The sequence below is a fragment of the Pantoea sp. Ae19-2 genome (genome assembly GCF_059801205.1).
The window spans coordinates 3,602,415-3,626,040 of the sequence record NZ_JBCHWE010000001.1; the positions used below are offsets into that span (position 1 = coordinate 3,602,415).

General features: G+C 53.8%; 21 protein-coding genes. 10 read left to right on the top strand and 11 right to left on the bottom strand.

Annotation, left to right across the window (positions count from 1 at the left end; translation table 11 throughout):
* Window positions 1-110 precede the first annotated feature (110 nt).
* The 3 genes from acs to actP all read left to right on the top strand — a co-directional run bounded on the left by acs (window position 111) and on the right by actP (window position 4,177).
* Window positions 111-2,066: an acetate--CoA ligase gene (gene acs, locus AAIE03_RS16565; protein ID WP_014595075.1), complete on the top strand. Its 1,956-nt coding sequence runs from the start codon at window positions 111-113 to the stop codon at window positions 2,064-2,066.
* Window positions 2,067-2,195: 129 nt separating this feature from the next.
* Window positions 2,196-2,525, top strand: a complete 330-nt coding sequence (locus AAIE03_RS16570) for a DUF485 domain-containing protein (protein WP_014606928.1) — start codon at window positions 2,196-2,198, stop codon at window positions 2,523-2,525.
* Window positions 2,522-4,177 (top strand): cation/acetate symporter ActP, encoded by a 1,656-nt coding sequence (gene actP, locus AAIE03_RS16575; protein ID WP_013024190.1) that lies wholly within the window; start codon window positions 2,522-2,524, stop codon window positions 4,175-4,177. The genes AAIE03_RS16570 and actP overlap by 4 nt, the downstream gene beginning before the upstream one ends.
* Before the next feature lie 67 nt (window positions 4,178-4,244).
* Here actP and AAIE03_RS16580 read toward each other — a convergent pair whose 3' ends face one another.
* From AAIE03_RS16580 to AAIE03_RS16590, 3 genes are all read right to left on the bottom strand, one after another.
* Window positions 4,245-4,790 carry a YfaZ family outer membrane protein gene (locus AAIE03_RS16580; protein WP_014606929.1) on the bottom strand — a complete coding sequence of 182 codons (546 nt, stop codon included), beginning with the start codon at window positions 4,788-4,790 and terminating at the stop codon, window positions 4,245-4,247.
* Window positions 4,791-4,973: 183 nt separating this feature from the next.
* Window positions 4,974-5,669, bottom strand: a complete 696-nt coding sequence (locus AAIE03_RS16585; protein WP_019105652.1) for an LrgB family protein — start codon at window positions 5,667-5,669, stop codon at window positions 4,974-4,976.
* Window positions 5,662-6,093 carry a CidA/LrgA family protein gene (locus tag AAIE03_RS16590; RefSeq protein WP_015701251.1) on the bottom strand — a complete coding sequence of 144 codons (432 nt, stop codon included), beginning with the start codon at window positions 6,091-6,093 and terminating at the stop codon, window positions 5,662-5,664. Before AAIE03_RS16590 ends, AAIE03_RS16585 begins: the two co-directional genes overlap by 8 nt.
* A gap of 97 nt (window positions 6,094-6,190) precedes the next feature.
* Here AAIE03_RS16590 and AAIE03_RS16595 point away from each other — a divergent pair, with 97 nt between their 5' ends.
* A complete protein-coding gene (locus AAIE03_RS16595; protein ID WP_013024186.1) occupies window positions 6,191-7,093 on the top strand; it encodes a LysR family transcriptional regulator in 903 nt (300 codons plus the stop codon).
* Window positions 7,094-7,157: 64 nt separating this feature from the next.
* Here AAIE03_RS16595 and AAIE03_RS16600 read toward each other — a convergent pair whose 3' ends face one another.
* The 4 genes from AAIE03_RS16600 to soxR all read right to left on the bottom strand — a co-directional run bounded on the left by AAIE03_RS16600 (window position 7,158) and on the right by soxR (window position 11,832).
* Window positions 7,158-8,810, bottom strand: a complete 1,653-nt coding sequence (locus AAIE03_RS16600; protein WP_013024185.1) for a Na+/H+ antiporter — start codon at window positions 8,808-8,810, stop codon at window positions 7,158-7,160.
* Between the two features lie 144 nt (window positions 8,811-8,954).
* Complete coding sequence (locus AAIE03_RS16605; RefSeq protein ID WP_013024184.1) at window positions 8,955-10,304, bottom strand: NCS2 family permease; 1,350 nt, start codon at window positions 10,302-10,304, stop codon at window positions 8,955-8,957.
* A 337-nt stretch (window positions 10,305-10,641) separates the two neighbouring features.
* Entirely contained in the window at window positions 10,642-11,307 is a 666-nt protein-coding gene (locus tag AAIE03_RS16610; protein ID WP_491653146.1) for a glutathione S-transferase family protein, read from the bottom strand.
* A 39-nt stretch (window positions 11,308-11,346) separates the two neighbouring features.
* Entirely contained in the window at window positions 11,347-11,832 is a 486-nt protein-coding gene (gene soxR / locus AAIE03_RS16615; protein WP_013024182.1) for a redox-sensitive transcriptional activator SoxR, read from the bottom strand.
* A gap of 164 nt (window positions 11,833-11,996) precedes the next feature.
* Between soxR and soxS the strand changes: the two genes are divergently transcribed.
* Together soxS and AAIE03_RS16625 are read left to right on the top strand one after the other, a co-directional pair.
* The gene (gene soxS / locus AAIE03_RS16620; RefSeq protein WP_013024181.1) at window positions 11,997-12,422 is read left to right on the top strand and encodes a superoxide response transcriptional regulator SoxS; all 426 of its coding nucleotides are present in this window, start codon (window positions 11,997-11,999) and stop codon (window positions 12,420-12,422) included.
* Between the two features lie 245 nt (window positions 12,423-12,667).
* Window positions 12,668-12,949, top strand: coding sequence for a YjcB family protein (locus tag AAIE03_RS16625; RefSeq protein ID WP_014606931.1), 282 nt, complete (start codon window positions 12,668-12,670; stop codon window positions 12,947-12,949).
* Between the two features lie 52 nt (window positions 12,950-13,001).
* On the opposite strand, the gene AAIE03_RS16630 is transcribed toward AAIE03_RS16625, so the two are convergent.
* Both AAIE03_RS16630 and AAIE03_RS16635 read right to left on the bottom strand, forming a co-directional pair.
* Window positions 13,002-13,952, bottom strand: coding sequence for an ATP-grasp fold amidoligase family protein (locus AAIE03_RS16630; RefSeq protein WP_491652839.1), 951 nt, complete (start codon window positions 13,950-13,952; stop codon window positions 13,002-13,004).
* A gap of 8 nt (window positions 13,953-13,960) precedes the next feature.
* Complete coding sequence (locus tag AAIE03_RS16635) at window positions 13,961-15,217, bottom strand: oligosaccharide flippase family protein (protein ID WP_013024178.1); 1,257 nt, start codon at window positions 15,215-15,217, stop codon at window positions 13,961-13,963.
* A 521-nt stretch (window positions 15,218-15,738) separates the two neighbouring features.
* On the opposite strand from AAIE03_RS16635, the gene AAIE03_RS16640 reads away from it, so the two are divergent.
* Complete coding sequence (locus AAIE03_RS16640) at window positions 15,739-16,134, top strand: transposase (protein WP_014606933.1); 396 nt, start codon at window positions 15,739-15,741, stop codon at window positions 16,132-16,134.
* Window positions 16,135-17,612: 1,478 nt separating this feature from the next.
* On the opposite strand, the gene AAIE03_RS16645 is transcribed toward AAIE03_RS16640, so the two are convergent.
* A complete protein-coding gene (locus AAIE03_RS16645) occupies window positions 17,613-18,455 on the bottom strand; it encodes an AraC family transcriptional regulator (protein WP_105082564.1) in 843 nt (280 codons plus the stop codon).
* A 114-nt stretch (window positions 18,456-18,569) separates the two neighbouring features.
* Between AAIE03_RS16645 and AAIE03_RS16650 the strand changes: the two genes are divergently transcribed.
* Both AAIE03_RS16650 and AAIE03_RS16655 read left to right on the top strand, forming a co-directional pair.
* Entirely contained in the window at window positions 18,570-19,088 is a 519-nt protein-coding gene (locus AAIE03_RS16650; RefSeq protein WP_015701260.1) for an isochorismatase family protein, read from the top strand.
* A gap of 75 nt (window positions 19,089-19,163) precedes the next feature.
* On the top strand, window positions 19,164-19,757 hold the full coding sequence (locus AAIE03_RS16655; RefSeq protein ID WP_116584822.1) for a DUF1349 domain-containing protein: 594 nt from the start codon (window positions 19,164-19,166) through the stop codon (window positions 19,755-19,757).
* 94 nt (window positions 19,758-19,851) lie between these two features.
* Here the strand turns inward: AAIE03_RS16655 and ssb1 are convergent, their stop codons facing one another.
* Entirely contained in the window at window positions 19,852-20,397 is a 546-nt protein-coding gene (ssb1, locus tag AAIE03_RS16660) for a single-stranded DNA-binding protein SSB1 (RefSeq protein WP_013024173.1), read from the bottom strand.
* Between the two features lie 222 nt (window positions 20,398-20,619).
* On the opposite strand from ssb1, the gene uvrA reads away from it, so the two are divergent.
* Window positions 20,620-23,448 (top strand): excinuclease ABC subunit UvrA, encoded by a 2,829-nt coding sequence (uvrA, locus tag AAIE03_RS16665; RefSeq protein ID WP_014595066.1) that lies wholly within the window; start codon window positions 20,620-20,622, stop codon window positions 23,446-23,448.
* Window positions 23,449-23,626 lie beyond the last annotated feature (178 nt).

A 23,626-nucleotide genomic window follows, 5' to 3' on the forward strand; every position in this document is an offset into this window, starting at 1 on the left:
GTCAGCAAGGTTAACGCGTGATCTATGGCGCAAAAAAGAAACAAAACCCGTTGTCGGGCTTCACTTAACCATTGATTGACATATGATTAACATCTTCAAGGAGATTCGCCATGAGCCAACATCATATCTATCCTGTTCCAGAAAATATTGCAGCAAACGCGCTGATTACTGCCGAACAGTATCAGGCGATGTACCAGCAATCGGTTACCGATCCAGAAACATTCTGGGGGGAGCAAGGTAAAATCCTTGACTGGATAAAGCCTTACAGCAAAGTTAAAAACACGTCTTTTGCGCCTGGCAATATTTCCATTCGTTGGTATGAGGACGGCACGCTCAATCTGGCGGCGAACTGCCTGGATCGTCACCTGGCAACCCGGGGCGATCATCCTGCCATCATCTGGGAAGGTGATGATGCCAACGAAAGCAAAACAATAACCTTTCGTCAGCTTCACGCCGATGTCTGTCGCTTTGCCAACGTGCTGGAGCTGCTCGGGGTTAAAAAAGGCGATGTCGTCGCGATTTATATGCCAATGGTGCCGGAAGCCGCGGTCGCCATGCTGGCCTGCGCGCGCATTGGCGCCGTGCATTCGGTTATTTTTGGCGGCTTTTCACCGGAAGCGGTGGCAGGTCGCGTGATCGACTCCAGTGCAGCCTTAATTGTGACAGCCGATGAAGGCGTGCGCGCGGGGCGTACGATCCCACTGAAAAAAAATGTGGATGATGCGTTAAAAAATCCCAACGTAAACAGCGTGAAAAACGTCGTGGTCTTTCAACGTACCGGCAAAGACGTCGGTTGGGTTGAAGGACGTGACAGGCACTGGCACGAGCTGATGCAGAACGCCAGTACCAACCACTCTGCGGCAGAAATGCAGGCAGAAGATCCGCTGTTTATCCTGTATACCTCAGGTTCAACCGGCAAGCCGAAAGGCGTGCTGCATACGACCGGCGGCTATCTGGTTTACGCTGCGACCACCTTTAAGTTTGTTTTTGACTACCATCAGGACGATATCTACTGGTGTACGGCTGACGTAGGCTGGGTTACCGGCCACAGCTATCTGCTGTATGGCCCGCTGGCCTGCGGTGCCACGACGCTGATGTTTGAAGGCGTGCCCAACTGGCCGACGTCCGCCCGCATGGCGCAGGTGGTGGATAAGCATAAAGTCACCCTGCTCTACACCGCGCCCACGGCTATCCGCGCGCTGATGGCCGAAGGGGACAAGGCGATTGAAGGCACCGACCGTAGCAGCCTGCGTATTATGGGTTCGGTCGGTGAGCCGATTAATCCGGAAGCCTGGGAGTGGTATCACAAAAAAATCGGCAACAGCCAGTGTCCAATAGTGGATACCTGGTGGCAGACCGAAACCGGGGGGTTTATGATCACCCCGCTACCCGGCGCAACGCGGCTTAAGGCCGGTTCTGCGACCACGCCTTTCTTTGGCGTACAGCCCGCGCTGGTCGATAATGAGGGGCATCCTCAGGAAGGAGCCTGCGAAGGTAACCTGGTTATCACTGACTCCTGGCCTGGCCAGGCCCGAACGCTGTTCGGGGATCACGACCGTTTCGAACAAACCTATTTCTCTACCTTCAAAAATGCCTACTTTAGCGGTGACGGCGCGCGACGGGATGAGGACGGTTATTACTGGATCACCGGCCGCGTGGATGATGTGCTGAATGTGTCAGGGCACCGTCTGGGCACGGCAGAAATCGAATCGGCCCTGGTTTCCCACCCTAAAATTGCCGAAGCCGCTGTGGTGGGGATCCCGCACAGCATTAAGGGCCAGGCGATTTACGCCTATATCACCCTGAATCACGGCGAGGAGCCCTCACCAGAGCTTTACACCGACGTGCGTAACTGGGTACGCAAAGAAATTGGCCCGATCGCCACGCCCGATGTGCTGCACTGGACCGACTCTCTGCCAAAAACCCGCTCCGGTAAAATCATGCGCCGTATCCTGCGGAAAATCGCCGCGGGTGATACCAGTAATTTAGGCGATACGTCAACGCTGGCCGATCCTGGCGTCGTTGAGAAACTGCTTGAAGAGAAACAGTCCATCACCATGCCGTAACAACCCGGCGGAAAGCATCAGGCTTTCCGCCACCACTTCCCTACGTAGTGTGTTTCTGTAGTCACAAAAATATAACTCATTCACGCTTTTGCGTGAGGTCCACGCCTGCATGCTTCTGGAGATAATGTGATGAATGATGCCCTGCCCGAACAGGAAAGGATCTACCAACAAATTGAACGTAATCCTCGCTTTCAGGAATTGGTACACAAGCGCCAGTCCTTTGCCCTGCTGCTGTCGTTAATTATGCTGGTGCTGTATGTCGGCTTTATTCTGCTTATTGCTTTTGCCCCTGGCTGGCTGGGCACGCCTCTTCATGCCGGCACCAATGTGACACGCGGCATTCCGCTCGGCGTGGGGCTGATCGTCATCTCCTTTGTCCTAACCGGCGTGTACGTCTGGCGCGCAAACGGCGAGTTTGATCGTCTGACGAAGGCTATCCTCAGCGAGGTAAAACCATGATCCGTCTTATGCTGTGGATGCTGGCAGCGCTGCTGCCGTTTTCTGCTCTGGCCGCCGATGCCATTACGGGCGCGGTACAGAAACAGGCTGTTAACTATCAGGCGATCGTCATGTTTGTGATTTTCGTCGGCGCCACCTTGAGTATCACTTACTGGGCGTCGAAGCGAACGCGTTCGCGTAGCGATTACTACACCGCAGGCGGAAATATCACCGGCTTTCAGAATGGGCTGGCCATGGCAGGCGACTTTATGTCCGCCGCCTCTTTTCTGGGTATTTCGGCGCTGGTGTATACCTCGGGCTATGACGGCTTAATCTATTCGCTGGGCTTTCTGGTCGGCTGGCCGATGATTCTGTTTCTGATTGCAGAACGGCTGCGTAATCTGGGGCGCTATACCTTTGCCGATGTTGCCTCGTATCGCCTGAAGCAAAAACCCATACGCACCCTGTCAGCCTGCGGTTCACTGGTGGTGGTTGCGCTCTATCTGATTGCTCAGATGGTTGGGGCAGGTAAACTGATCCAGCTTCTGTTCGGCCTCAATTATCATATCGCCGTTATCCTGGTGGGGATCCTGATGGTGATGTACGTGCTGTTCGGCGGCATGCTGGCGACGACCTGGGTTCAGATCATCAAAGCCGTTCTGTTGCTGTTTGGTGCCTCATTCATGGCCATTATGGTAATGAAAAGCACCGGATTTAGCTTTAATACGCTGTTCACCGAAGCGATGGCTGTCCACCCGAAAGGCGCGGCCATTATGCAGCCCGGCGGGCTGGTTAAAGATCCCATTTCTGCCCTGTCGCTGGGGCTGGGGCTGATGTTTGGTACGGCGGGATTGCCGCATATTCTGATGCGCTTCTTTACCGTTGCCGACGCCAAAGAGGCACGTAAAAGCGTATTTTGGGCCACCGGTTTTATGGGGTACTTCTACTTTCTGACCTTTATTATCGGTTTCGGCGCCATACTGCTGGTCGGTGCCAACCCGGCCTTTAAAGATGCCTCCGGCGCGTTAATCGGCGGCACCAATATGGCGGCGGTACACCTGGCGAATGCGGTTGGCGGCAGCACCTTCCTGGGCTTTATTTCAGCCGTGGCATTCGCCACGATTCTGGCCGTGGTGGCTGGCTTGACGCTGGCGGGCGCTTCGGCGGTCTCTCACGATTTGTATGCCAGCGTTTACCGTAAGGGCCAGGCCAGCGAGCGCGACGAGCTGCGAGTGTCGAAAATTACGGTGCTGGTGCTCGGTGTTGTGGCGATAGCCCTGGGTATTCTGTTTGAAAAACAGAACATCGCGTTTATGGTCGGCCTGGCGTTCTCGATTGCGGCCAGCTGTAACTTTCCGATTATCCTGCTTTCCATGTACTGGTCTAAACTCACCACCCGCGGCGCGATGGTCGGCGGCTGGTTAGGGCTGATCACCGCCGTGGTGCTGATGATTCTTGGCCCTACCGTCTGGGTTCAGGTGTTGGGCCATGCTTCGCCGATCTATCCGTATGAATATCCGGCCCTGTTCTCTATTACTATCGCCTTTGTGGGCACCTGGCTGTTTTCGGTAACCGATCATTCGCAACAGGGCGCAGAAGAGCGTTCACGCTTCCGGGCGCAGTTTATTCGCTCCCAGACCGGTGCCGGTATTGAGCAAGGCAAAGCGCACTAATCCCTTTTCCCGGGCATAAAAAAAGGGCAGGGTCCGCGAGGTCCCTGCCCTTTTTCTCAGGCCACTATCAGAAGCGCAGTGATGCACCCACGTATGGACCATCGACCAGGACGTTGTCTTTACGACCGCCTTTATTATTCAGCTCGATATACTGATAACCCACGCGCAGGTTAAGCAGAGAGACTGGCGTAAAGCTCACACCGCCGCTCGCTTCCTGGTAGCTGTCAAGATGATCGGTAAGGCCTTCCGGCGCATAATAATACTGGCCGTACAGGCCCCACATGCTGTTGAAGTTGTACTGCGCGCTGCCGCCCAGCGCCACCGCAAATCCGTCTTTCCCGTCTTCAGGATGGGTAAAAATCGCCTTTGCGGTTGGCGCCAGTCGCAGATCGCCGAAATCGACGTTGTAGCCCAGGCCAGCGCCGTAAGTGCTGCCGTCATGATCGCTACGCAACCAGTTGCCGTTCAGGAACAGGCCTGGTGAGGTCGTGCCCAAACCGACATTCAGGTTGGTGCTGTGCTCGCCAACATCGACGCTGCCCTCGATGGCCTGCGCGGCGCCGCTCAGCATAATGAAGCTCAGAGCGCTTCCGGTAACAAGTTGCTTAAACATGATTCTCTCCATGATGGGTCAAATAATTCCGCATCAAGGGTAGCAGTCTGAAACGAGGTGACAACTAAATTTGGAAAGCTTTACGTAAAAAGAGATGTCATTTTGTGCCAAAACGGACAACGCGCTGTAAGTTAAGCGGAAAAGAGCGGATGACAGGCGCATTCAGGCCTGTCATCACCGGGCTCAGTGTGCCCACATCAGGTGCCCGATGAACGGTGCCAGTATGACGGTTACTACACCAGACAGCATCATCACCAGGCTAGATACCACGCCTTCCTGCTGCCCCAGTTGATAAGCGCGTGCCGTACCGGCACCGTGCGAAGCGGCACCGAATCCGGCCCCTTTCGCCACGCCCTGTTTGATGGCGATGCGCAGGAACAGCACATCCCCTACCGCCATGCCAAATACGCCTGTCACAACCACAAACAGCGCCACCAGATCGGGCTGCGCACCCATGGGTTTGGCCGCCGCCAGCGCAAAGGGCGTAGTAATGGAGCGCACGGCCAGACTTCGCTGAATAGTTTCCGGTAAATTCAGTAAGCGCGCCAGCCAGACGGAACTGCATACCGAGACTGTTGTGGCGGTTAACACACCGGCACTCAGCGATAACCAGTGGCGTTTAATCACCGCCAGATTTTCATAGACCGGCACCGCAAAGGCCAGCGTCGCGGGGCCCAACAGCCACAGTAGCCAGTGGCTTTCCGCAATATAGTTTTGCCAGCTGATATGGGTCAGCAGCAGCAGCGCCACCAGAATGAGCGGCGTCATGATCAGCGGCATCAGTAACAGTGTTGGCCAGCGGCGATACAGCCGTTTATTCAGGTAATAAATCAATAGCGTGACGGCCGCACACATCAGGCTGATAAACAGATTACGCATCGTCGCCGCCCTGCTTACGCGCGGCCCGCGCGACCTCGAAGCGGTACAGGCGATCCACCACCAGGGCGGTCGTTGCCAGCACCAGTAGCGTACTGACCGCAATCACCACAAAAATCCGCCATCCATCAATCTGCAACAGATCAGCGTAATTCACCACCGCTACCACTGCCGGGATAAAAAACAGCAGCATCTCTGCCAGCAGCCAGCTGGCACCGACTTTCACCCAGCGCAGCGGTAAAACGCGTAGCGCAATCAGCATTAACATCAGCAGCATGCCGACAATGTTGGCCGGCAGCGGCAGATGCAGCCAGTTCACCAGCTGCTCGCTGGCGACGAATACCGAGATAAACAGCGCCAGCTGTAGCGGTAAGCTGAGCCGTTGCAGCCTGTCGAGGTTAAGGCGCGGCAATGCCAGGGCCATCATTTTTCTCCCATATCGTTAATGCGCTCAGTATAGAATCACGAGGTATTGTGAAAAAAATGAATTAAAATTATTAAAATCATGCCAGAAAGGAATAGTTATGGACGTTCGTGCGTTGCGTTACTTTACCGAAGTGGTACGTCAGCAGAGTTTTACCCGGGCCGCGCAAAAGCTGTTTGTGACGCAGCCGACGATCAGCAAAATGGTGCGTCAGCTGGAAGAGGAGCTGGACTGCGCGCTACTGCTTCGCGATGGACGTCGCCTGCATCTCACGGACAGCGGACAAGCCGTTTATCAACGCGGACTGGCTATTTTGCAGGAGTTCCATCAGCTTGAGGCAGAGATAGGCGATATCAATCAGTTGAAAACCGGCAAGCTGCGGCTCGGTATTCCCCCAATGGTCGGCATGCAGATCGCCGGATCGGTTTCGGCGTTTCGTCGCCGGTATCCGGGCGTGGAACTCAGCATTGCTGAGTTTGGCGGCTTAACGGTTCAGGAGGCGGTGCTGGCAGGCACGCTGGATATTGCCCTGACGGCGCTCCCGGTCGATGCCGAATTACCCCTGGAAACGTTATCGCTGATGCAGCATCCGTTATGTGTCTTACTGCCCCGTCAGGAACCCTGGCTGCAACGCACCCAGCTCAGCCTGCGCGATTTGGCTCCGCATCCTTTGCTGATCTTTAATGAAGAGTTTTCGCTGAACCGCCAGTTAATGAAAGCTTTTCAGCGTCAGGAGATAACCCCTACCATTGCCGTGCGTAGCGGGCAGTGGGATTTTCTGGCCGCCATGGTGCAGGCCGGGATGGGGCTGGCAATTTTGCCGGAGCCGATATGCCAGCGGTTAGATAAACAGTCGTTACTGTGGCTGCCGCTGGAATCCGAGCTTCAGTGGCATCTGGGGCTGATCTGGCGGGAAGGCAGCTATCTGTCACGCAGCGCGCAGGCGTGGATTGCGTGTTGCCGCGAACACTGGCCCGATCAGGCGCCGCGCCTCTCCGTCTAGTGCAGCAGCCCGCCCGGCCGTCGCAGAACGCAGGTGACCGGGCGGGCGCGGCGCAACAGGGAGTTTACTCTTCTTTCTCGATCAGAAGCGCTTCCAGCAGGTCCAGATCGTGCAACAATTTTTGCATCGTTTCGTTGGATATCTGCTGGGTGGCACGCAGGTGATACACTTCGGCACGTTCGGCACGCAGTGCGTTCAAACGGAAGCGACGTTCCAGGTTCTCGGCAAACAGCGCGTGCTCGAGGTCGTTTTTCCCCTCCGCACGGCGACGCAGGTTGCCGATGACACGCAGGCTGACCTCTTTCAGCAGCTCAGGATCGATATTTTCGTCGGTTTCCTTTTCGAGCCGTGCCTCCATCTTTTGCAGACTCTCGATAGCCACACCGGCCATCACCGCTCTTGCATGCTGAAGTTCGTGCCGATGAGCACTCTTATCCATCGTCTCGACGCCGCGCAGCAGCACCGGCAGAACAATGACGCCAACCAGTAACGAGAACAGAATCACGCCGGTTGCGATAAACACCAGCTCATAGCGCGCCGGGAAAGGATTGCCGTTGCTCAGGAACAGGGGAATCGACAGGACACCCGCCAGGGTGATGGCCCCGCGCACGCCCGCAAAAGAGGCAATCAGCAGTTCGCGCAAAGAGTAACTGGAGAAAACTAACGGCTTGTTTTTTAACAGGCGCTTGCTGAAACGCTGCATGATCCACAGCCAGCCGAAACGGACCACCATTAACGCCGCATAGACCAATGCGATATCTGCAAAGATCATCCAGATATCCACGTTGGGATCCGCGTTCGCCTGTTGAATGGAATTTTCCAGGATAGAGGGCAATTGCAGGCCCAGCATCAGGAACACCATGCCGTTAAACACAAACTCCAGCATGTGCCAGACGCTGTTGGCGCGCAGTCGCATGGTCAGCGGGGCCTGACGGATAATACCGGAGCGCGTGATGGTCATCCCGGCCGCGACGGCGGCTAAAATGCCGGAAACGCCCAGGTGTTCTGCAATCAGATAAGAGGCAAACGGCAGCAGCAGCAGCAGGACGATCTGTGTGGCAGCATCGTCCCCACCGCTCCAGCGGTTCAGGACACGCAGTGACTTACCGTAGAGCCAGCAGACCGCAACACCGGCAATTAAGCCGCCGACCGCCACTTTCAGGAATTCGACGCTGGCACCGCCCCAACTAAACACCATGGTGCCCATCGCCACCGCGACGGCAAATTTCAGTGAAACCAGGCCAGAGGCATCGTTCATCAAGGCTTCGCCCTGAAGTATTCCCATAATTTTCTTAGGAATGCGGCCTTCGCCGACAATGCCTGAAAGCGCCACGGCATCGGTAGGTGATAACACTGCCGCCAGGGCGAAAGCAGGGATAAGAGGAATACCGGGAACCGTCCAGTAAATCAGATAGCCAATTCCGACGACGGTAATCAGCACCAGCACCAGCGCCAGGCCAAGAATTTCCCGCCCGTAATGCAGAAACTCGCTAACCGGCGTTTTCCAGCCGTCAGCAAATAACAGCGGCGGAATAAATAAGACGAGGAACAGTTCCGGATCAAAATCCACATGCAGGCCGAAGTTAGGCCAGGCCAGTAGCGCACCGACGGCGATCTGCACCAGCGGTAGCGGGATTTGAAAAGGCAAGATACGTGCGGCGACCCCGGAGAGCGACACCACCAGTGTCATAATTAAAATAGTAAAAAAGATTTCCATGCTTTCCTTAGGCGGTTGTTATCTTCGAATCAACTATAAGTTAAAAGTGTAAAACAAACTGGCCAGGGCAGGAAAAGCAAGCCGTGCTTAAAAGACCAAAAAGCGGATAATTCCGGACGCTCCGCTGAACGTCCGGTTTGACAGTCAGATCGCCCAGCCTCCGGCATAAAAGGCGACTAACGCGGCGGCAATCACGACAGTGCCCACGTTGAGCTTACGCCACTCGCCCGCAAACAGACGGCCCACCACCAGAGTGGCGAACCCCATCATAATGCCGGTAACGATGTTACAGGTCAGCACGATAATCACCGCCGTGAGCAGGCCGGACATGGCATCAACGAAGTCACCGAAATCGATCTTGGCCACGTTGCTCAGCATCAACAGGCCGACATACATCAACGCTGGCGCGGTGGCGTAAGCCGGCACCAGGTATGCGATCGGCGACATGAACAGAATGACCAGGAACAGGAGACCCACAACGATCGCCGTCAGGCCGGTTTTACCGCCCGCCGCCGTACCGGCGGCAGACTCAATGTAGACTGCCGCGGGCGAAGCACCGACAAGGCCAGCAAACAGGCTACTGACGGAATCCGTGGTCAGCGCCCGACCACCGTTGATGATCTGCCCGTCTTTATCCAGCAGATTGGCCTGGCCCGCAACCGCGCGGATCGTGCCGGTGGCATCAAAGACCGCCGTCATCACTAGCGCCAGCACGCTGGGCAGCACCGCAGGCTGCAAGGCGCCCATGATGTCCAGGCTAAAGAGCTGTGACTCACCCTGCGCATCACGCAGGCTGGGCAGGGCAAACAGTCCCTGCCAGCGCACGGCCGGGTCGAACACCAGCCCCAGAGCAGAAATCGCGATAACGGTCAGTAAAATACCGCCAGGCACGCGGCGTTTTTCCAGGCCAAAAATGGCGGCCAGCCCCAGCAATGACATCATGACGGGGAACGACGTAAACTGGCCCAGGGCAACGGGTAACCCTGAGGCCGGATTTCTGACGACCAGTCCCACGTTGTCTGCCGCAATCAGCAGCAAAAACAGACCAATGCCGACGCCCGTTCCGTGCGCAACCCCCATTGGCAGATTGCGTAAGATCCAGGCGCGAATTCCGGTGGTGGAAATCAGGGTAAAGAGCAGGCCCATCAGGAACACGGCACCCAGCGCCACGGGTACGCTAATGTGCTGACCCAGCACAAGGCTGAAAGCGGTAAACGCCGTCAGTGAGATAGCACAGCCAATTGCCATGGGTAAATTCGCCCACAGCCCCATGATGATCGATCCCACGCTCGCCACCAGACAGGTCGCAACGAACACCGCCGTGGGTGAAAATCCCGCCTTACTGAGCATGCCGGGCACCACGATCACTGAATAAACCATGGCGAGGAACGTAGTCAGCCCGGCGACAATTTCCTGTCGCACGCTGCTGCCACGGGCCGAGATGGCGAACCAGGCATCCAGCTTTCCACCGGACGGGCGTGATTCAATTGACATAGTTGAGCCTCAAAAATTGTTGTAGTGGGATCGTGCGGTAACGGCCCTGACGTCCCTGGAAACCTGTCATCGCCAGCGGGCAGCCGGCAAAAGGCAAACGTTTACTTCGCCGCACAGAACGGGACGTCACGCTGCCCCGTTTAAAGGGGGCAGATTATCCGGCGTTTAACCGCCGTTTTTCAACCGCTGAGTGAGGATTGGTGACTATAAAGATCAGGTTGATAACATCAGGAATGCTCTTGATACCATCATTTAACATTCTGTCCGTCAGGATAAGGCGTCAAAAACGAGAAGGCAGGCAAGAATGACGCCGGGCGGCGTCATCGGGCAACGTGCATCAGCCAGAAAGATTAATCTCACCGCCTTGTTGAATAGCGCGCTGCCAGGCCGCGCGCTGTTGCACGGTCGTTAACCATTTTTGCGTAGCGGGGGCATCTTTCAGTCCGGCGCGCTGGCTCAGCGCCAGAATAGGGAAACTCATCTGCACATCCGCAATGCTGAAGCGCTGACCCGCGAACCACGGCTGTGTTGAAAGGTGAGCTTCAATGACCTGCTTGTGCAATTTGAGTTGTTTATCCAGCCAGGCTTTCTGAACGCCTTTGCCCAGCGCCGCGCCCACGGGGCGAAGCAACCAGGGCACCGGCGCGCTGCCAAGGCGGCCAAAAACCAGCTTCATCACCAGCAGCGGCATCAGTGAACCTTCCGCATAGTGCAGCCAGTAACGCGCCTGTAGCTGCGCCTCTTCATCAGTGAGCTGCAGCCGTTTTTCGCTGTCGTATCTTTCTTCCAGATACTCAAGGATGGCACCGGACTCGGCCACCACGCGCTTGCCATCGGTGATCACGGGCGACTTCCCTAACGGATGCACTTTTTTTAAAGCGTCCGGCGCCAGCATCGTGGGTTCGCGCTGGTAGCGCTTGACCTGGTAAGGCACTTCCAGCTCTTCCAGCATCCACAGCACCCGGTGAGAGCGCGATTGTTCAAGATGGTGAACGGTGATCATCATGGTTCCCTGTGAGTGAATATGCTGCAAGTATAGACGTCACCTTGTCTTATGCAGGGAACCATCCTGCTCAGGATCGAGCAGTACCGCGCCAGAGCCCTGCTGGCCCAGCAGGTCGCCAGGGTTGCGCAGTGGGCAGTCACGCATTGATAAACACCCACAGCCAATGCAGCCATCCAGATCGTTACGCAGGCGCGTCAGCGTTTCGATGCGCTTATCCAGTTCGTCGCGCCAGTGCTGCGTCAGATTGCCCCATTCCTGAGCAGACATCCGCTTATCTGCCGGCATGTTCTCAAGGCTGTCACTGACGCTGGCGAGCGGAATACCAATGCGCTGTGCAATTTTAATAATGGCCACCCGTCGCAGCACATCACGGCTGTAACGCCGCTGGTTTCCGCTATTACGGGTGCTGAAAATCAGCCCTTTGCTTTCATAAAAGTGCAGTGCAGAAACGGCGACGCCGCTTCGGCGCGCCACTTCGCCCGGTGTCAGAACGGGTTTTGGGTAATTGCGATCTTTTTTCATTTGGCACTTTACCTCAAGTTAACTTGAGGAATTATACTCTTTTCCCATCAGAACGACACCTTCCCTTATGATGTCATGCGCCAGCGAGCGGACCCGGTTTTATCGCCGAAAGCCTGTTAATTCCGCATGAACGCTAAGGGGAAATTCACCAGAAGGATGAGGCCATGATACAAGAAGAGATCATTCATTCACTGACGCACTGGATTGACCAAAACCTGGATAAGAGCCTGTCAATTGACGAAGTCGCCGCCAAATCAGGCTATTCGAAATGGCATCTGCAACGTATGTTCCGTAGCGTGACGAAACAGACGTTGGGTGGCTATATTCGCGAACGCCGCCTGACGCTGGCCGCTGAAGCGCTGCGACAAACGCAGCGGCCGGTGTTTGATATTGCGATGCAATATGGCTATGACTCGCAACAGACATTCTCACGCGTTTTTCGTCGCCAGTTTTCACAAACGCCCACGGCTTATCGCCACGCGATGCGCCGCCAGGCCATCCAGCGTCCGCGTTTGATGCGCTTTGACTGCAGCGACACGATGACCAGCTTTACCCAGCGGACAACGGGAGAATGCTGTCCGGTTAGCTGACGCGCTCCGTGCGCCTGCCCAGGCGCACGCCGCATTTAGTGCCCCAACCTTGTCGTAAGCGCCCTCTTTTTCTGCTGCCAGATCAGACAAATTTTGTACAAAAATCAGAAATCGGATGATATAGTGTGACCCACATCACATTATGACACTTGTTGCCGACGAAAGAGCCCGACCTGACAGACTTTTCCGCCGACGTGATGTTCGCAGACAGTCAGGCGTAATCTCCGATTTTGAGGTCAAAATTGATGGCGACTTTAACCACCAGTTTTCTTGTTATGCGCTGGGAATTGCTTAGCGCGATAATGATGTTCTTTGCCAGCACGCTAAAAACCCGTCTCCGCCAGGACAGTCATCACGTCATGGCGTTTCTCTGTGGCAGCGTAGGCGTTGGGATGTCGTGCTGGTTCGTGACCGGCTTGATGGGCATCACGTTGAGTATGGAAAACGTGCACCATTTCTTTAGCGTCTCTAAAGATGTCTTTATCGACGTGATGAGTCGAGCGCCCGCTAACTGGCAAATGCCCTGATAAACCCATAAAAAACCCCGCAAAGCGGGGTTTTTTATATTGCTGTGTAGCGTCAAATTTTCTTCAACATAACAGGAATGGCAACGTCCTGTATTTCTACGTCCGGCCTCTGCGTTCCGCGACGATCCTGAATCCACATTTCACCCATCATCTTATCCAGCCCGCCATCCAGACCCGTCACCATGCCTGCGCCTGGCGTGAACGTCAGCTCGCCAAAATAAATTTGTTCATCATGGATATACCAGTCAACACGGACATAGTCGAAGTCGCTGGCCAGCGTTTTGCTTAACGCCAGGGCCTGTTGTAACGATGGCATCACCGTCGAAACGTCCAGCCCGGTATCGCGAATTTTATGGAACGCCTCACTCAGGTTGTTCACATAAAAATTCATTGAGAGCTGAGGCTGACAGCGGTTGTAAATGACCTGAAGCACATACTCAAAGTTGCCATCGCGCTTATTAAACATGTGGAACTTGTAGTCAACCGGGGCACTTTTGCCATCACCGATGTATTGCTCAACCAGAATACGTGGCTTGATATAGCGATAGTGAATCTCACGCGCTTCGTTGGCGAAGTCAGTCTTTAACCACGTGTAGCAGTTATGAATGATTTGCTGCTTCCGGAGTGCATTAGGTTCCTCCAGCACGATCTCGACCATGTTTGACGCATGATTCGGTTTGATCACCGTTCCCTTCCAACGCGTCAGATTGTTCAACGTGGTGGGATCGGTCGTGTCATGAAGCAGCGGTATCAGATATTCATTGCCGATCTTCTCAGCAATAAACTCACGCACCGAAAACTTGTCAGAGAGGCGGGCATAGAGCTGATAGTCACCATGAATGAACTTGCGATACAGCACTTTTTCATTGAACACCTTGGGCTCACGCAGGTTGGGGAGCCTTCTGAACTTACGGAAATAATAAATCCGGTCCTGATAAGTCCAGGGCATCTTCTTGATGAAGTATTGCAAACTTCTTCTGAGCTCGTGTTTTAACTTGAGCATATTTGACCTCATTTGTAGGTTTTGTAGTTGAGTGAGGAAACCTGGATTTTTTGAATCACGCCGTGTTTAAAGAAATAATTCATGACGGTCAGGGACAGGAGCTCTGATAGAAAAACGCTCCATGCGGCTCCTGTAATGCCATAGCCCTGAATCAGCCACCAGGAAAGCGGCATACTGATGATCACCAGACAAATGATTTTCTTCAGTAAATAATCAAAGCCCCCTTCCTTTACCATGTAGCGATACGCGACGGTGCCCAGCGCCGAAAAGCTGGTCGCTATCGACAGCAGGGTGATGAGATTGCCTGACTGGGTAAACGCTGGGCCATACAGCGCGATGATTATCTGTTCACCGAACAGTGCGACGATCAGCAACATCAGCAAAGACACGGCCATCACGTAGCCATTGAGCCGCGCCGTCAGCCTGATCGCTTCCTCACCGCGCGCGCGAAAAATTTCGCTAAAACACGAGGTGATGAGTGCGACGGGAATAAAAATCCACGAGGCGGCGATGGTATTGGCTGCGGCAAACAAGCCAAGCTCCTGGGCCGATGCGATGCCAGCCAAAAACATCTGCGCGGCTTTTACCTGGACAGAGATAAAAATGCTGGAAATCGCCAGAGGCAATCCGGCATACATCAGGTAACGCAAATACAGCGTTCGCGTCTCGCGCGGCGGAAGCTGGTCCTGATGTGCCTGATAAAAGGTGTAACGTTTGATGGCGTAAGGCACCAGCGTGACCGTGATAACCGAAAGCGTTAGCCACAATGGATTGAGACGCAGCCAGGCAATGATAAAGCTCAGGGCAAAACTCATCAGCATGCCAATCGCATTGGCCACGGTATTCAGCTTTGAAGCCAATCGTGCATTGTTGTAAACGCTAAAGGTGTCCTGTGTGACAAAAACAGACGCAACAAAAGAGGCCAGTGCAAATGCCAGGAAGTTCTCCTGCATGTTGTACCAAACCCAAATTAATACTGGCCCTGAGGTGAGAAGTAATAAACCCATGCGCAACGTGCGTGCGATGCGCATTAAACGTAAACCTTTGGCCGCATTTTTGCTGACACGTTTAAACAAAATTGTTTCAGTGCCAAAGAGGGCTATGGTTTGCACCATAGCAAATAATGACGTTGAAAATGCCATCTGACCAAATAGGGTCGGACCGAAGGATTTTGCCACATATGACGTCACGAAAATGACGCCAAAGACGGAGATAATCTTTTCAGACATCATCCAGGCGGCATTAGACATTACGCTCAATTTCATCGACTGTTCCTTAGTATTACTCTACATCTACCACTTCGGTGCCCATCCCTGGGACGAATTAATAAGCGCTTAAATTTCATAGCGAAATTATAAACATCGCGCCAGTCCGGCGCAAAAATGAGAATCCAGTCTTATTTTATCGGGAGAATTCAGGAGAATTCTGATTATATCTGGACCGAATACCCTCTACTGGAAACGATTTCAAATTGAAACCAATAATGTTTCCAAAAACCATCCTCCCTGAATAAAACAGGTCAGGCGGCTTTGAATATCAAATTCACAGTCATTTTTATCTTTGGGATGCGATGAATTTATATCAAAAACCCCATACCAGGAAGGCGCGACATCCCGATAAGAATAAAATAAGATTTATCCCATGATGATATTTATTCTAAATATCTTAATTTAACCCTCGCAATTTAACGTCCGTATTTAAATACGGCACTCAATGAAATCATACAGTACCAAAGGTTAATAAAGTAATTCTCATCCATTAATTGATAAGAAAGGTAAGAGCATTTATGAGAAAGTCACGATATAGCGAAGATCAAATCACAAATGCCATTAAAGCTTCTGAATCGGGCGTTAAGGTTAAAGAGATTTGTGAAGAGCTGGGCATCTCTGAGGCAACCTTCTACAGCTGGAAGAAGAAGTTCTCTGGGCTATCCTCGGAAGAAGGCAGAAAAATCAAAGAACTGGAAGAAAAAGTACAGTTTCTGACACGCGAACTGCAAGCGCTGAACGCGGATAAGGAAATGCTACAGAGCGTATTGAAGAATTTCTTCACCACCAACGAAAAACGTCAGGCGGTCAACTTCTTACAGAGCACTTTTGATGTAGGAACCCGGCGCAGCTGCCGTTTACTGGATATTAGCCGTAGCGTTTATCATTACCCTGCCGGTTCAGATAACCGCTAATAGTGAGACAACGGCTTTATAATGGCGACATCGCTGAGATTTGTTCTTACCAGAAGAGATGAAGAGCATTTAACAGGACATTTATGGTGGTGCGCTTCGCCCAGTCCGTAATTAATGAATGGATTTGCGGTTACGCTTCCTTTTTTGCGGTAAAATTGATTCACAACAGCAAAAGTCTCTCTATCTACGCCACTTTTATACGCCAAATCTCATTTCGGTGAGATTGGCGCCCCTCTTTTTTTCATTAGCCTCCCTAAAAGAATCGAATATCCACTGGCCTCTTTGTTCAGCAAGGGTAATGTTAAGTCGGTTTATAAAGTGCTTTTTTTAGCCACCTCTGGCCCTGGGAATTTTTTCCAATCTCGCCGCGATCGTTGTCAGCATAAAAAGATAAAAACAGGCCAGAATAATCTCAGATAAACAGTTTATTGATACTTATCACTTTCAGCAGCCAATAGCACATATCCTGTACTATTGATGCCCATCGTTAAACATTAAATAAAAGCGAAGCGGGATGAATGAGCGATTTAATTAGACACTGCTGAAGTAAAGGGTGGTTTTTTATAGGGATTTATCTTAACCAAACGGCAACGCTGCGTGCTGGTTACACATAAAATTTGGCGGCCAGCCTAAACATCAGGCTCACATTCTCCTCTTTTTAGGGCGAATGACGGTCGTGCCCCGGACAAAACTGTCTGTTTTTTGTTCAAAATGCACCCTGCAGTACGTGGTAACGCCCTACAGGGATCACATTTTTTTGCAGAGCGCGCGGCGCATATAACAGATAAAGGCCAGTTACAGGGTGAGAAAAGCGCGATTACCGCGTTATTTTGCCGTGCCTGAGTCAGGCATAATCCGAAAAAGCGTGAATATCACACTGGGTAATTATCAATTATCAGGGGCAAGGCTTATCGAATGTTGATGGCAGTACCGCGTGGCTGAGGTTTAAATCGCATCGTCCAGAACAGGCCAGAAGACAGGCAAAAAAACAGCGACAAATGTGAATACAGGTTGCCCGTATTGAGTCCAGACCAATGTCCACAACGGCCCGGCGAGGATGGCAAAAACGGAGGGAGGCCTCATCAACAACAGCGATAAGCGCTGGCTGTGTTCTCTCACAGGAAAGGCGGCATGATTCACATCAGCGGAGCGAAGTGAGGCCCCAGTAGCAGGCCAGCTGACCACTGTTCAGCACACTCAAATCAGCGCCAGCAGTCGCCTCATAAACGCCTGCGTGGTTATGGGTTTATCTGTTTTTGATAGCGGCCCGACGTGATGCCATAACGACGGGCCATTGCCAGGCCAGCTGACCACTGTTCAGCGCACACGAATCAGCGCCAGCAGTCGCCTCATAAACGCCTGAGTAGTTTTGGGTTTATCTGTTTTTGATAGCGGCCCGGCGTAATGCCATAACGACGGGCCATTGCCAGGCCAGCTGACCACTGTTCAGCGCACATAAATCAGCGCCAGCAGTCGCCTCATAAACGCCTGAGTGATTGTGGGTTTATCTGTTTTTGATAGCGGCCCGGCGTAATGCCATAACGACGGGCAAACGCGCGCGTCAGATGAGCCTGATCCGTTAAGCCCACGGCGGCAGCCACGCTGGCAATGGCCTCACCCTGAGCCAGCTTCTGTTTGGCCTCATACAGTCGATAAGCCATTAACATTTGCTGAGGCGTAACGTGAAAACGATCGCGGAAGGCCCGTAAAAAGTGCCAGGGCGACAACGAGGCTAACGCGGCCAGCGTCTCCAGTCTGAGCGGTTCAGCCAGATTGGCGCGCAGGTAGTCGCGCACGTCATCGAAACGGTGTCGGGCTTCAGCTTTACGCGGTGAGGACATTCGCGCCAGCGGGCGCATATACAGCAGCAGTTCAGATAATAAACTGTCGCGTGCCAGTGCCGTATCGGCCTGCCACAGCGCCGAGAGGAGTTGCGATAAAGGTTGTGCCAGACGCACATCCGTTCTGAGCGCCTCATCAAACCACCAGCCGCGATCGCCACTGAGTTCGTCCATCAACTGCGGCTGAATATAAATCATCTGATAGCGCCAGCCGTCTTCGCAGGCCGATTCACCGGTATGCAGCTCATCGGGATTCATCATCACCAGCGAATGCGCGGGCGCGATGTACTGCGTACCGCGATAGCGAAAACGTTGTGCTCCCGCCTCAATGGTGCCTATACCAAACGCTTCGTGCGTATGCGGCTCAAAGGCGTAATGAGAGATGTGCGCCTGATAAAGCTCCACACCTGGCAGGTCTGGCGATTGCTTAAACTGCGCGCGATCTTTTTCACCGGGAAATACGGCTGGAATGCCCTCCACCTCACCTCTCCTTATTCCTGCAACAAGGTCTTCTGCACCGCACCCAAACTGCAGATTGTTATCCTCTGTCGATTAGGTAACACTGCTTCACAGGCACACTCACCGGGAGCAATTATGCAGCGCGTAGTCATGGTCGTTGATATGCAAAATGGCGTGTTTGAATCGCCGCGTTTCGATCGCGCCGGGCGAGTGGCGCAGATCAACCGACTGATCAGACAGGCTGACATTACACTGTTTATTCAGCATCGCGAAGGGAACATGATTGAAGGCAGCCATGCTTTTGCACTGCTACCCGAAATTGAACAGCCCCAGAATGCGTATTACGTTACCAAAACCGCCTGCGACAGTTTCTGGCAGACAACCCTGGCTTCGCTGCTGAGCACCTTAGCTATCACTGACTTCGTAATTTGTGGCTGTGCCACCGACTACTGTGTTGATACCACGCTCAAAGTCGGAGCAGGCTTAGGGTATCGCATCACCGTGGCCGCCGACGCGCACACCACTGCCGACAGGACCTATGCCAACGCTGAGCAGTTAATTGGTCAGCATAATGAAGTCTGGGCAGCCCTTAGCATGCCCGGTAACGTGCCGCGCGTTGTCGATACCGCCACCCTGCTGGCCGAATGGCGCTGAGGCCTGTCCGCTCAACGTCGTTTGATCGGCACACGTCTTCTTAGCCGACTATCCTCAACGCTAAGGCTGTGATCAATGGTTTATTCTGGAGGCGCCGTGCTCGACTCTTTTTCCTGGATCAATGAACCCGCAAGGTGGCAGCATCAGAACGGTATCCTGCACGTGGTTACCGACGAAAAAACGGATTTCTGGCACCAAACCTGGTATGGATTTGAACGCTTTTCCGGGCATATCTTCGCCAGGGCGGTGCAGGAGGATTTTACTTTCCAGGTCAAGATTCTTGCCGACTTTACGACGCTGTACGATCAGGCCGGACTGATGCTGATGCGCGATGCGCAGCACTGGTTGAAAGCGGGCATTGAATATAATGATGGTGCGCCCGCTATCGGCAGCGTCCTGACGCTTGGTCAGTCTGACTGGGCCACGGGCATCTTTCCCGGCGATGCGCGCGCATTCTGGTTGAGGCTGACGCGCAAAGGCGACAGCCTGAGACTGCAGTATTCAACCGACGGGCAATGCTGGCCGCTGCTGCGTTTGTGCCCCTTCCCGCCGGGCCGCGTTAACGTTGGCGTCATGTGCTGCACGCCAGAACGCGCTGGCCTGGCCGTTGCGTTTGAGGACATCTCACTGAGCCCGCCGCTGGATAAGGCACTGCACGACCTGAGCTAAAAGCCAGGCTGTCACCGCGGCAAAATCAAGGCAGAAAAACAAAAAGCCCCGGTAAGGGGCTTTTATATAGTAGAGAAGCGACGCAACGTTGCAATCAGAACGGAATGTCGTCGTCGAAATCCATCGGTGGTTCATTGTTGTTGCTGGCAGGTGCGCTTGGCTGCTGCTGCGGGCGAGACTGCGCACCACCGCTAAACTGGTTGTTGTTCGCCTGCTGCGGTTGCTGAGGCTGGCCCCAACCGTTGTTGTTGCCCTGGCCGCCGCCTGCTGCTGGCGCGTTACCGCCCTGCTGACGTCCACCCAGCATTTGCATGGTGCCGCCGACGTTAACCACGACTTCGGTGGTGTAACGTTCCTGGCCGCCCTGATCCTGCCATTTACGGGTACGCAGCTGGCCTTCAATATAGACCTGAGAGCCTTTACGCAGGTATTCACCCGCCACTTCCGCCAGCTTGCCAAACAGCACAACACGGTGCCATTCGGTGATTTCTTTGTTTTCACCGGTCTGCTTATCGCGCCAGCTTTCCGAGGTAGCCAGCGTAATGTTGGCGACAGCGCCACCATTTGGCATGTAACGTACTTCCGGATCCTGACCCAGATTCCCGACAAGAATCACTTTGTTAACGCCACGACTGGCCATGTTGCTGTCTCCCGATGAATTTTTACGTAAGTCTACGCGATCAATTCTAACACGTCCCGCGCCTGGTTTCCCACTTTAGAGCGGTGTCCCATTTTTATCATCCGTCTTAAAAAGGCAAAAAACTACTGGATATTTGTTCAGTCTATTTTTTGTGCCATAATGATGCGTTTCTTCTGGCCGTGTCGTAGGGCGCGGTGAGTGCTGCTAATCCGGGAAAGGTGAATGGATAAGATCGAAGTTCGTGGTGCCCGCACCCATAATTTGAAAAACATCAACCTGACGATTCCTCGCGACAAACTCATTGTGGTGACGGGCCTGTCAGGTTCCGGTAAGTCCTCTCTGGCGTTTGATACGCTGTATGCGGAAGGTCAGCGCCGCTATGTGGAGTCGCTCTCTGCCTATGCGCGCCAGTTTCTTTCTTTAATGGAGAAACCGGACGTCGATCATATCGAGGGGCTGTCACCGGCGATCTCCATTGAGCAAAAGTCCACCTCGCACAACCCGCGATCCACGGTGGGGACGATCACGGAGATTCACGACTATTTGCGTCTGCTGTTTGCCCGCGTGGGTGAACCGCGCTGTCCGGATCACGACGTGCCGCTGGCGGCACAGACGGTCAGCCAGATGGTCGATCAGGTGCTCGAGCAGCCTGAGGGCCGCCGCCTGATGCTGCTGGCGCCGGTCGTGAAAGATCGTAAAGGCGAACACACCAAAACGCTGGAGAATCTGGCGACGCAGGGCTATATCCGCGCCAGGATTGACGGCGAGGTGTGCGATCTTTCCGATCCGCCCAAGCTGGAACTGCAGAAAAAACACACCATCGAAGTCGTTATCGATCGCTTCAAAGTGCGTGAAGATCTGGCGACGCGCCTTGCCGAGTCGTTTGAAACCGCGCTTGAACTATCTGGCGGTACGGCAATTGTTGCTGATATGGACGATGCTGATGCGGAAGAACTGCTGTTTTCGGCTAACTTTGCCTGTCCGATTTGTGGATACAGCATGAGTGAGCTGGAACCGCGCCTGTTCTCGTTCAACAACCCCGCCGGGGCCTGCCCAACCTGTGACGGTCTGGGCGTGCAGCAATATTTCGATCCCGATCGCGTGGTGCAAAATGCTGAGCTGTCGCTGGCCGGTGGCGCTATTCGCGGCTGGGATCGTCGTAATTTTTACTATTTCCAGATGCTGCGCTCACTGTCTGAACACCTTAAGTTTGATATTGAAGCGCCATTCAGCAGCCTGCCAGATAACGTTCGCAACGTAATCCTGTATGGATCCGGCAAAGAGAACATTGAGTTTAAATATATTAACGATCGGGGTGATACCTCGATTCGCCGCCATCCGTTCGAAGGCGTGCTGAACAATATGGAGCGCCGTTATAAAGAGACGGAATCCTCCGCAGTACGCGAAGAGCTGGCGAAGTTTATTAGCAACCGGGCCTGCGCCAGCTGCGAAGGCACACGTCTGCGCCGCGAAGCGCGCCACGTGTATGTTGAAAACACGACGTTGCCCACTATTTCAGAGATGAGTATTGGGCACGCCATGTCATTTTTTGAAAACCTGAAACTGAGTGGCCAGCGGGCTAAAATCGCCGAGAAAGTGCTTAAAGAGATTGGCGATCGCCTGAGTTTTCTGGTCAACGTCGGCCTGAATTATCTGTCGATGTCGCGCTCCGCTGAAACGCTCTCCGGCGGTGAAGCTCAGCGTATTCGCCTGGCCAGTCAGATCGGTGCCGGCCTGGTCGGCGTTATGTACGTGCTGGATGAACCCTCCATTGGTCTGCATCAGCGTGATAACGAGCGCCTGCTTGGTACGCTGATTCACCTGCGCGATTTGGGTAACACCGTCATTGTGGTCGAGCATGACGAGGATGCGATTCGTGCCGCCGACCACGTTATTGATATCGGCCCTGGCGCTGGAGTGCACGGTGGTACGATTGTCGCGGAAGGAACCGTCGATCAGATTATGGCTGAAGAGGCCTCCCTGACCGGTCAGTTCCTCAGTGGGAAACGCGAAATCGCCGTGCCCGCCGAGCGGGTGAAAGGCGATCCATCTAAGGTGTTGAAAATTACCGGCGCGCGGGGTAATAACCTTAAGGATGTCACCTTAACCCTGCCTGTCGGCCTGTTTACCTGTATTACCGGCGTATCCGGTTCAGGTAAATCGACGCTCATCAATGATACGCTGTTCCCGATTGCGCAGCGCGCCCTGAACGGCGCAACGATTGCCGAACCGGCACCGTACCGCGACGTAGCTGGACTGGAGCACTTCGATAAAGTTATCGATATCGACCAAAGCCCTATCGGCCGTACGCCGCGCTCCAACCCGGCCACTTATACCGGTATTTTCACGCCGGTACGTGAGCTGTTTGCCGGTGTCCCTGAGTCCCGCTCTCGCGGTTACAATCCCGGCCGTTTCAGCTTTAACGTCCGTGGCGGACGCTGTGAAGCCTGCCAGGGTGACGGCGTCATTAAAGTTGAGATGCACTTTCTGCCGGATATCTATGTGCCGTGCGATCAGTGCAAAGGCAAACGCTATAACCGTGAAACGCTGGAGATTAAATACAAAGGCAAAAGCATTCACGAAGTGCTGGAAATGACCATTGAAGAAGCCCGCGAGTTCTTTGATGCCGTTCCGGCGCTGGCGCGTAAGCTGCAAACGCTGATGGATGTAGGTTTATCCTATATCCGTCTGGGCCAGTCGGCGACGACACTCTCCGGTGGTGAAGCCCAGCGTGTGAAGCTGGCGCGTGAATTGTCGAAACGCGGTACCGGCCAGACGCTGTATATCCTGGATGAACCGACCACCGGGTTACACTTTGCCGATATTCAGCAGTTGCTGGAAGTTCTGCACCAGCTGCGCGATCAGGGCAACACGATTGTGGTGATTGAACACAATCTTGACGTGATTAAAACGGCGGACTGGATTGTCGATCTGGGCCCAGAGGGCGGCAGCGGCGGCGGCGAAATTCTGGTATCAGGTACGCCAGAAACCGTGGCGAACTGCGAGAAATCGCATACCGCGCGCTTCCTGAAGCCCTTGCTGGAAAAATAACAGAACGCCGCAACGGATAACGTTGCGGCGTTCTTTAAATGCACTCATACCTTCATTACGTCAGGCAAGCAAAGCGCGTTGGCGGGCGTTTCTGCCAGGCTCTGGCAAGCACATCAGGCAAAGCGTAAGAAGCAGCCCCCATCTGGCGAGCCCTGACACAAGACGAGACGCTGTATGA

Coding starts and splice junctions, on each gene's coding strand:
- AAIE03_RS16610 (WP_491653146.1), bottom strand. CDS start 11,307: ATGATCACCGTTCACCATCTTGAACAATCGCGCTCTCACCGGGTGCTG.
- AAIE03_RS16600 (WP_013024185.1), bottom strand. CDS start 8,810: ATGGAAATCTTTTTTACTATTTTAATTATGACACTGGTGGTGTCGCTC.
- AAIE03_RS16595 (WP_013024186.1), top strand. CDS start 6,191: ATGGACGTTCGTGCGTTGCGTTACTTTACCGAAGTGGTACGTCAGCAG.
- AAIE03_RS16585 (WP_019105652.1), bottom strand. CDS start 5,669: ATGCGTAATCTGTTTATCAGCCTGATGTGTGCGGCCGTCACGCTATTG.
- AAIE03_RS16580 (WP_014606929.1), bottom strand. CDS start 4,790: ATGTTTAAGCAACTTGTTACCGGAAGCGCTCTGAGCTTCATTATGCTG.
- actP (WP_013024190.1), top strand. CDS start 2,522: ATGATCCGTCTTATGCTGTGGATGCTGGCAGCGCTGCTGCCGTTTTCT.
- soxS (WP_013024181.1), top strand. CDS start 11,997: ATGATACAAGAAGAGATCATTCATTCACTGACGCACTGGATTGACCAA.
- AAIE03_RS16650 (WP_015701260.1), top strand. CDS start 18,570: ATGCAGCGCGTAGTCATGGTCGTTGATATGCAAAATGGCGTGTTTGAA.
- ssb1 (WP_013024173.1), bottom strand. CDS start 20,397: ATGGCCAGTCGTGGCGTTAACAAAGTGATTCTTGTCGGGAATCTGGGT.
- acs (WP_014595075.1), top strand. CDS start 111: ATGAGCCAACATCATATCTATCCTGTTCCAGAAAATATTGCAGCAAAC.
- AAIE03_RS16590 (WP_015701251.1), bottom strand. CDS start 6,093: ATGATGGCCCTGGCATTGCCGCGCCTTAACCTCGACAGGCTGCAACGG.
- AAIE03_RS16625 (WP_014606931.1), top strand. CDS start 12,668: ATGGCGACTTTAACCACCAGTTTTCTTGTTATGCGCTGGGAATTGCTT.
- AAIE03_RS16605 (WP_013024184.1), bottom strand. CDS start 10,304: ATGTCAATTGAATCACGCCCGTCCGGTGGAAAGCTGGATGCCTGGTTC.
- AAIE03_RS16640 (WP_014606933.1), top strand. CDS start 15,739: ATGAGAAAGTCACGATATAGCGAAGATCAAATCACAAATGCCATTAAA.
- AAIE03_RS16630 (WP_491652839.1), bottom strand. CDS start 13,952: ATGCTCAAGTTAAAACACGAGCTCAGAAGAAGTTTGCAATACTTCATC.
- uvrA (WP_014595066.1), top strand. CDS start 20,620: ATGGATAAGATCGAAGTTCGTGGTGCCCGCACCCATAATTTGAAAAAC.
- AAIE03_RS16635 (WP_013024178.1), bottom strand. CDS start 15,217: ATGAAATTGAGCGTAATGTCTAATGCCGCCTGGATGATGTCTGAAAAG.
- soxR (WP_013024182.1), bottom strand. CDS start 11,832: ATGAAAAAAGATCGCAATTACCCAAAACCCGTTCTGACACCGGGCGAA.
- AAIE03_RS16655 (WP_116584822.1), top strand. CDS start 19,164: ATGGTTTATTCTGGAGGCGCCGTGCTCGACTCTTTTTCCTGGATCAAT.
- AAIE03_RS16570 (WP_014606928.1), top strand. CDS start 2,196: ATGAATGATGCCCTGCCCGAACAGGAAAGGATCTACCAACAAATTGAA.